Source organism: Limnoglobus sp., assembly GCF_059499385.1.
This window is the reverse complement of record NZ_JCABYM010000014.1, coordinates 1-7,323: the sequence shown is the minus strand read 5'-3', so window position 1 is coordinate 7,323 and position 7,323 is coordinate 1. Positions and strand designations below refer to the sequence as shown.

7 protein-coding genes are annotated in these 7,323 nt (G+C 68.7%); 5 read left to right on the top strand and 2 right to left on the bottom strand.

Going from position 1 to position 7,323, the window contains the following annotated elements; genetic code table 11:
* The 4 genes from gnd to AC5JJ2_RS02100 all read left to right on the top strand — a co-directional run.
* A partial coding sequence (gene gnd / locus AC5JJ2_RS02115) for a decarboxylating NADP(+)-dependent phosphogluconate dehydrogenase (RefSeq protein WP_495856305.1) occupies positions 1–952 on the top strand: 952 nt, incomplete at its 5' end.
* A 115-nt stretch (positions 953–1,067) separates the two neighbouring features.
* On the top strand, positions 1,068–1,799 hold the full coding sequence (locus tag AC5JJ2_RS02110; protein WP_495856304.1) for a DUF4058 family protein: 732 nt from the start codon (positions 1,068–1,070) through the stop codon (positions 1,797–1,799).
* A 9-nt stretch (positions 1,800–1,808) separates the two neighbouring features.
* Positions 1,809–2,330: a hypothetical protein gene (locus tag AC5JJ2_RS02105; RefSeq protein ID WP_495856303.1), complete on the top strand. Its 522-nt coding sequence runs from the start codon at positions 1,809–1,811 to the stop codon at positions 2,328–2,330.
* 2 nt (positions 2,331–2,332) lie between these two features.
* On the top strand, positions 2,333–3,049 hold the full coding sequence (locus tag AC5JJ2_RS02100; protein ID WP_495856302.1) for a DUF6882 domain-containing protein: 717 nt from the start codon (positions 2,333–2,335) through the stop codon (positions 3,047–3,049).
* A 20-nt stretch (positions 3,050–3,069) separates the two neighbouring features.
* Here the strand turns inward: AC5JJ2_RS02100 and AC5JJ2_RS02095 are convergent, their stop codons facing one another.
* Together AC5JJ2_RS02095 and AC5JJ2_RS02090 are read right to left on the bottom strand one after the other, a co-directional pair.
* Entirely contained in the window at positions 3,070–4,257 is a 1,188-nt protein-coding gene (locus AC5JJ2_RS02095) for a serine/threonine-protein kinase (protein WP_495856301.1), read from the bottom strand.
* A gap of 183 nt (positions 4,258–4,440) precedes the next feature.
* Positions 4,441–5,799 carry a serine/threonine-protein kinase gene (locus tag AC5JJ2_RS02090; protein WP_495856300.1) on the bottom strand — a complete coding sequence of 453 codons (1,359 nt, stop codon included), beginning with the start codon at positions 5,797–5,799 and terminating at the stop codon, positions 4,441–4,443.
* A 271-nt stretch (positions 5,800–6,070) separates the two neighbouring features.
* Here AC5JJ2_RS02090 and AC5JJ2_RS02085 point away from each other — a divergent pair, with 271 nt between their 5' ends.
* On the top strand, positions 6,071–7,183 hold the full coding sequence (locus AC5JJ2_RS02085) for a hypothetical protein (RefSeq protein WP_495856299.1): 1,113 nt from the start codon (positions 6,071–6,073) through the stop codon (positions 7,181–7,183).
* The last annotated feature ends 140 nt before the right edge of the window (positions 7,184–7,323 follow it).

Here is a 7,323-nt window from a genome sequence, read left to right as displayed (position 1 = left end):
CCCGTGCTGCGACTGGGTCGGGCCGGAGGGGGCCGGGCACTTCGTCAAGATGGTCCACAACGGCATCGAGTACGGCGACATGCAGCTGATCTGCGAGGCGTACCACCTCCTGAAGGGCGTCGCCGGGCTGACCAACGACGAACTCGGCGACGTGTTCGCCGAGTGGAACAAGGGGAAGCTCGACAGCTTCCTGATCGAGATCACCGCGGACATCTTCAAGTACAAGGACCCGGACACCGGCAAGCACTTAGTCGATTTCATCCTCGACAAGGCCGGGCAGAAGGGGACGGGCAAGTGGACGGTCGATTCCGCGACCGACAACGGCATCCCGCTGACGCTGATCTCGGAGGCGGTCTTCGCCCGCTGCCTGTCGGCGCAGAAGGACCAGCGGGTCGAGGCGGCGAAGGTCATCAGCGGCCCGACGCCGAAGGTCGTGGCGGACAAGGCGGCGTTCGTCGCGGCCGTGGAGAACGCGCTGTACGCGAGCAAGCTCGTCAGCTACGCGCAGGGGTACGACCTGATGGCGGCCCAGGCGAAGGCGCTGGGGTGGGAGCTGAACAACGGCGGGATCGCGCTGATGTGGCGGGGCGGGTGCATCATCCGCAGTCGGTTCCTGGGGAACATCAAGGAGGCGTTCGACCGGAACCCGAAGCTCGTGAACCTGCTGGTGGACCCGTTCTTCGCGAAGGAAGTTCAAGCCGCGCAGGACGGGTGGCGGACGGCCGTGGCCGCCGGCGTGATGAACGGCATCCCGCTGCCGACGATGTCGTCGGCCCTGAGCTACTTCGACGGCTACCGGACGGCGAGCCTGCCGGCGAACCTGCTGCAGGCGCAGCGGGACTACTTCGGCGCGCACACCTACGAGCGGACGGACAAGCCGCGGGGCCAGTTCTTCCACACGAACTGGACCGGCCGCGGCGGCACCACCGCGAGCACGACGTACAACGTGTGACGACCGTGCGGAATGGACCCCAGCCCGTGGCGCGAGTGCCCTTGCTCGCACCGCGGGCTGCTCTCTTGTCCGGGCAGCAGCCGTGTGAAATGATGGGACCGAGGGAGGCGACGCCATGCCGATGCACGACTGGACCCGCGTGAGTTCGGGGACGTACCACGACTTCCACGAGGGATGGACGATCCGGCTCCGCGACGACTTGAATCAACGCGTCTTACCCGCCGGCTTCTACGCGATGGCCGACCAGCGGGTGCGCGGGCCGGAACCGGACGTGGCTACCTTCACCCCTGGCAACGGGACACCGACGGCGGGCGGGTTGGCCGTCCTCGACGCCCCCCCGAAGGCCCGGCTTCAGGCGAAGGTCGAACTGTCCGGCTACGCCCGCAAGGCGAATCGGTTGCGGGTCTACGGCAACGACGACCGCGTCGTCGCCGTCGTCGAACTCGTCTCGCCGGGGAACAAGGACAACCGCCACGCCGTCCGGGCGTTCGTCGACAAGGCCGTCGAGTTCCTCACCCACGGCATCCACCTGTTGATCGTGGACCCCTTCCCGCCGACGCCCCGCGACCCCGGCGGGCTGCACCGCCTGATCTGGGAAGAGATGGGCAGCGAGCCGTTCCCGGAGCGGCCGGCCGACGAGCCGCTGACGGCGATGGCGTTCGACGCCGACGTCGCGCCGGCCGCCTACGTCGAGCCGTTCGCCGTCGGCGACCCGGTCCCGACGATGCCGCTGTTCCTCGCCCCCGGCCGGTACGTGAACGTGCCGCTCGAAGACAGCTACCGGGCGTCGTGGGACGTGCTCCCCGCGATCCTGAAGGCACGGGTCTTGTCCCCCCAACCGGGCTGAGGTTCATCCATGCTCCCGACGCTGCTCGTCTCGCTGATGCTCGCCCCGGCCGCCGACACGACGCCGCTGCCGAAGGAGTGGCACGGGACGTGGGCCGGCACGCTCGCCCTCGGCAGCGGGCCGAAGGCGCAGGAAGTCCCGATGACCCTCGCCGTCCAGCCGCTCGACGGCGGGAAGGCGACGTGGACGATTCAGTACGGCAAGCCGGGCGACGAGAGGGCGAGCACCCGGAAGTACGAGATCGTGCCGACGGCCGGGAAGGCGGGGCGGTTCGAGATCGACGAGAAGAACGGCATCCGCATCACCGCCAAGCTCACGGCCGACGGGACGACGCTCGTGTCCCTGTTCCGCGTGGACGACCAGTACCTGCAATCGAAGTACACACGAAAGGATGACGTGATTCGGTTCGAGATCACGAGCTTCACCGGGAAGGACAGCCTGAAGACGGCCCCGACCGACAGCAAGGTCGAGGTCGAGGCGTTCGAGCTGACCGCCGTGCAGACGGCGGAACTGAAGCGGGAGAAGAAGTAATCATGGACCAAGAACTCATCGACCTGTACCTCCGGCACATCGCGATGGCGTATGACCGCCAGATACACCTGAGCAATTATTTGGACTCGCAAAATTGCTCAGGGAATTGGAACTACAACGTGCCGACCGCCCGCTTGACTCTCGGACACCTCGACTTCACTGCCCTGGTCATCGGTTCTCATTCCGATCACGACAACTCCTGGCTCTGGGCCTGGGACAACCCACACATCAACCTCTCGGACGAGAACCGGGGTCTGTCCGTGACCGTCCGTGAACTCGGCGAACGCCACGGGTGTGCGTCACTCACCGCGACCGGCGGGATTGATTGCAGCGAGGTGATGGGGGAAGAACTCTCGTCGTCGGCCGCGCACGTTTTCGCGGCCATCGTCTCGCGGGGTCTCGGATTTCACGCTTATTACACGATCCCCTACGAAGGGGGCCGGGCGGCCGCCGTGATCCGCGACGAGCGGTTGCTCGAAAACGACCCCTACCCGCTCATCCGCATATCAAACCGGTTTGCGGGTGCGATTGGCGCGTTGCCGATCCACGACCACCGCGCGGCGCTTATCGGTTACGTGACGGACAATCAACTAAAACTCGAACTCGACTCGCCCGGTGAAGTCCGTGCCGTCTACGGCCGCGATTCCCTGACCGCGAAGTTCGATGAATACAACCGACTGGCCGAAATCAACTCCTCGACCGGTCCGCGATCGGGTTGACAAGCGATAGGGACCGCGGGTCACTCCGTCTTCTTCGCCTCCGGCTTCGCGCCGTTGAGCAGTTGCATCGTCTTCTCGTGCAGCTCCCGCTTCTCCGTCTCCGCCTTCCGCCACAGCCACACGCACGTCAGCGCGATGCCCACCAGCAGCAGGATCAGCACCGTCACGCCCAGGCTCGTGCCGGCCGGCCGCCGCGGCTGGGCCTTCTTCGGCAGCATCGGGACCATCACCGACGTGTCCAGGTGGAACTGCTCCAGCGCCTCCGCCAGTTTCGTCGCCGTCGGGTAGCGGTGCTCCGGCCGCTTCGCCAGGCACTTCATGATGATCCGCTCCAACTCCGCCGGCAGGTCCGCGTTGTGGATCCGCGGCCGCTCCGGCTCCTCCGTAATGATTTGGTGCAGCAGCGAGTAGTGGTTGTCCGCGTCGAACGGCAGGCAGCCGGTCAGGCTCTCGTACAGGATGACGCCGATCGCCCACACGTCCGTCGGCGGGCCGACGGACTTGCTCTTCCCCTTCGCCTGCTCCGGCGACATGTAGTACGGCGTCCCCATCACCGCCACCGACTGCGTCAGGTTCGACATCGCCCGCTTCGCCAGGCCGAAGTCCACCACCTTCGGCTCCCCGCCGCGGGTGAACAGGATGTTCGTCGGCTTCAGGTCCCGGTGGACGATCCGGGCGCGGTGCGCCGCCGCGATCCCGCGGGCGACCTTCGCCAGGATGATCGCAATCGCCCGCGGGTCCTGGTTGCCCGGCTTCATCAGGTGGTCGCCGAGGTAGCCGCCGTCGAGCAGTTCCATGACCAGGAACGGGACCTTCACGAACTCCGGCTTGTCCGGCCCGGTGACGGTGCTCCGCATCTGCACCTCGCCGAAGTCGTACACCTCGACGACGTTCGGGTGCCGCACGTCGGCCACGGACTGCGCCTCGGCGAAGAACCGGGCGACCGTGTTCTGCCCGGCCTTCTCGGCGTTCGGCAGCACCTTGATGGCGACGAGCCGGTTGAGCGCCAGCTGCCGGGCCTTGTACACGACGCCCATGCCGCCCGCGCCGATCTGTTCGATCAGCTCGTACCCCGGCAGGTGCGGGACGCCGACCTGCCCGGCCAGGGTGAACGGCGTGCTGCCGGTGTCCCCGGACTCGGACAAGGGCGTGTCGGCCCGGTACTGGAACTCGATCACCCCGGAGTCCGGGTGCTCCAAATTCGTCATGACGGCCCCAAGGAAAATGTTCCAACCACGTCTGTTTCGGGCGAACAGCGCGACGTGCTCGACTCGACAACAACCACGACCCGGCACGCCACCGGGCACACGAATTTCAATCCGACGCTGGGAGAGTTCCGCCGTTTCGACCTGTCACCGACCGACGCCCGCTCGAACCGACGCCCGACGGGGTTACCGCATCGCCGACTTAATTACCAACCCGATCGCCCACCCGGTCACCAGGATGACCCCGGCCGCGAGCAGCAGGGCGGCCCACACCGCCCCGCCCCGCTTCTTGTCCGGCGGCTTGCGGCGGCGGGTGTCCGTCGCCACCGGCGTCCGGCCCTCGGCCGCCGTCACCGTGTCGTGGAGCGAATCGTCGGCGTCGCCCAGGTCGGCGAACGGCGAGTCCGGGTCGTCCGCCGGCAGGCCGGTGAGCAGCGAGTGCGACTCGGACGCCGCAACTTCTTCCTTGAGAACGAAGTCCACGCTCCCGATGTCGCGGGCGAACGCCTCCAGCTTCCCGGCCACGACGGCCGCGGACGCCGGCCGGTACGCCGGGTTCCGCTCCAGAAGGGCGTGGACGAGTTTCGCGAGCGCCGCCGGGATGTCCCGCCGCCAGTGCTGGATCGGCACGGCGTTGGAGAACTGGTGGATCGGACCGTCCCCGGCCGGCGGGCGGCCGGTCAGCAGGTAGTGCAGCACGCACCCGAGCGAGTACAGGTCGGCCGCCGCCGTCGGCGTCGCGCGGGCGTCCAGTTGCTCCGGGGCGTAGTAGTCGGTCGCCGACAGGGCGCTGTTCAGCTGCTTCGTCGGGTCGTTCGCGTACAGCTCCGCCAGCCGGCCGAACCCGAAGTTCAGCACCTTCACCGTCAGCGGCTCGCTCGACTCGTCGGCCGCCCGCGTCGTCGTCCCGCCGGGGCGGCCGAGGAGCAGGTTCGCCGGGTTGAGTCGGCCGTGGACCATGCCGCGGTCGTGGGCATGAGCCAGCGCGACGGCCGCCTGCCGGGCGAACTCGCACGCCTTCTCGATCGGGTACGGGCCGTTCCGCCGGACGAGGCCGTCCAGGTCCGCCCCGTTGACGTACTCCAGGACGATGTAAATGCGGCCGGAGACTTCGTTCGCGTCGAACGCGGTGACGACGTTCGGGTGGAGCAGCTGCACCGCCTGCCGCGTCGCCTGCTGGAAGGCGGTCCGCATCTCGGCCGACCGCGTCCGCTCCGGCATCAGGAGCTTGACCGCGACGACCCGGTTCATCGTCTTGTGCCGGGCCTTGTAGACCTTGCCGCCCTTCCCCTCGCCGATCGGCTCGAGGATCAGGTACGGGCCGAGGAAGAACCCGTCGGTCTTGCCGCCGAGCACCCGCTTGGCCTGGAACCGGGTGAGCAGGCCGAGTTGGACGAAGTGCTCCGCCGCGGCCTCGGCGTCCGCGTCGGCCGACAGGCCGGCGACGCCGCGGTCGAACTGCTTGGCGGACAGCAGGCCCGCGCGCTGGACCGCGGCCAGGAGGGCGGCGCGGTCGCGGATCGGCGTGAGCGGTGGCGCGAGCATCGAATCCGTTCCCTGACTCGCCGGGGTGTCCGCGCTTCGGACACCGGGGCGCAAAACTGTAGCTCACGTCCCGATTTTCCGCGCTCGAACTCGGCCAACTTTCCGATTAGCACTGTCGGCATTCTCCGGGCGCGGCCGGCCGTGTTTCGATTGCGGAACGCGGGTGGGAGCGCGTTCGCGCCGCCGTGCGATTCTTTCGGCGGGACCGAATGCGGTCGGGGTACACCCGCTCACCTTGTCCCGGCCGCGTTCATCCGCAACGATGCAAGTGATGTCCGAAGCCGCACGCGCGACCGTCGCCGAGTTGATCGCCCAGTCCCGCGGCCTGCCCTACGGCCCCGGCCGGGTGGCCGTGCTGGAAGAGGCCGTCCGCCACGCCGACCGTCACGCCGACGTACCGGCCGGGTACGACGCCCGGATGGAGTTGCTCGACGCCGCCGTCATGGGCGGCCGCGGCGACCTGCTCGTCGCCCACTACCCGTGGTGCCTGGCCCAGTTCGACCGCGACCCGGCCCGGTTCGACGAGTTCCAGCTCCTCTGGCGGTTCAAGTGGGTCATCTGGCGGGCCATCGCGTTCCCGGAAATCACCCTTCCCCAAATCCACGGCCTGTTCGACGAAATGACGACCCGGTTCCGCCGGTTCGGGGCCGGCGAGCGGGTGCTGGCGAAGTACCGCCTGTCGCTGGCGATGCACGTCGGCGACACGGCCGCGGCGGCCGAGTCGTTCGACGAATTCCTCCGCCAACCCCGCGACAGCTTGAGCAACTGCCCTGCGTGCGAGGCGGACACGATCGTCGATTACCACAACTGGCGGGGCGAGCACGAGCGGGCCGTGGACGCGGCGAAGAACGTGGTGAACGGCCGCCTGTCCTGCCGGCTCGTCCCGGAATCGACCTACGCGACGCTGCTGGACTCACTGTTCCGCCTCGGCGACGACGAGCGGGCCGTCGTGACGCACCGCAACGGCCTCCGGCTGAGCGCCCGGTCCGGCGACCTCGGCAACCTGACGAAGCACGTCTACTTTTTGGCGGTCACGGACAACCTGTCGGCGGCGGTGCGGTTGTTCGAGCGGTTCCTGCCGGCCGCGGCCCACGGGTACGAGCCGCGGCCGCGGTTCGACTTCCTGCTGGCCGGCCGGTTCCTGTGCGACCGGCTGATGAGAAGCGAGTGGTCGCGCGGCGTCCGCGTGCCGCCGGAACTGGTGACGGGCAGTCGGAAGACGACCTCCGACGTGCCGGCGCTGCGGGCGTGGCTGGACGCGGAGAGCCGGCGGGCGGCGAAGCGGTTCGACGACCGCAACGGGACGCCGCGGTTCGCCGACCAGATCGCGGGGCAGGACGAGCTGCACGCCGTCGTCCGGCCCGTCCCGGTGGCGCGGGACTAACACGATCCGGCGCGACTATCATGTCACCGTGAATGCCTGTAGGGTGGTGGGGGGGGGGGGGGGGGCCCCCCGCGCCCCCCCCCCCCGCCCGGGGGGGGGGGGGCGGGGGCCCCCCCCCCCCCAAAAAATCGATGGGGGGG